This window comes from Arthrobacter sp. 10T419 (assembly GCF_056394105.1).
The window spans coordinates 1-531 of the sequence record NZ_JBFTHF010000034.1; the positions used below are offsets into that span (position 1 = coordinate 1).

Consider the following 531-nt stretch of genomic DNA (forward strand, 5'->3'; position numbering starts at 1 on the left):
GTCTCCTCCCGAGACTCAGCGAAGTTGAAGTGTTTGTGATGATGCAATCTCCCCGCGGCTAGACGGAAAGACCCCATGAACCTTTACTGTAGCTTTGCATTGGACTTTGAACCGATCTGTGTAGGATAGGTGGGAGGCTTTGAAGCGTGGACGCTAGTTCACGTGGAGCCGTCCTTGAAATACCACCCTGGTTTGTTTGAGGTTCTAACCTTGGCCCGTGAATCCGGGTCGGGGACAGTGCATGGTAGGCAGTTTGACTGGGGCGGTCTCCTCCCAAAGTGTAACGGAGGAGTTCGAAGGTACGCTTGGTACGGTCGGACATCGTACCTAAAGTGCAATGGCAAAAGCGTGCTTAACTGCGAGACTGACAAGTCGAGCAGGTRCGAAAGYAGGWCWTAGTGATCCGGTGGTTCTGWATGGAAGGGCCATCGCTCAACGGATAAAAGGTACTCTGGGGATAACAGGCTGATACCGCCCAAGAGTTCATATCGACGGCGGTGTTTGGCACCTCGATGTCGGCTCATCTCATCC

Annotated in this window: 1 rRNA gene; it reads left to right on the top strand. The window is 53.4% G+C overall.

Going from position 1 to position 531, the window contains the following annotated elements:
- Window positions 1-531: ribosomal RNA gene (locus tag AC1DBD_RS17740) — 23S ribosomal RNA — on the top strand; the annotation flags it as partial.